Source organism: Streptomyces coffeae (genome assembly GCF_016741875.1).
Classification (GTDB): domain Bacteria; phylum Actinomycetota; class Actinomycetes; order Streptomycetales; family Streptomycetaceae; genus Streptomyces; species Streptomyces coffeae.
In genome coordinates, this window is the sequence record NZ_JAERRF010000250.1 from 1 (window position 1) to 222 (window position 222).

The following is a 222-nucleotide window of genomic DNA, read 5'->3' on the forward strand; positions in this document are numbered from 1 at the left end:
GGCGAAGGCGGAGGGTGCCCGGCATTTGCATGAGTTGACCCGTGATCTGGGTCTGTCGGCGTTTGTGTTGTTCTCGTCGTTCTCGGCGACGGTGGGTGGTGCGGGTCAGGGTAACTATGCGGCGGCGAACGCGTATGTGGACGCGTTGGCGGAGGTGCGGCGGTCTGAAGGGCTGCCGGCGACCTCGATCGCGTGGGGCCCCTGGGCCGAAGACGGCATGGC

1 protein-coding gene is annotated in these 222 nt (G+C 67.1%); it reads left to right on the top strand.

What is annotated here, in order from left to right:
* The coding region (locus tag JK363_RS41875) for a KR domain-containing protein (protein ID WP_201883552.1) at positions 1 to 222 on the top strand (222 nt) is incomplete at both ends.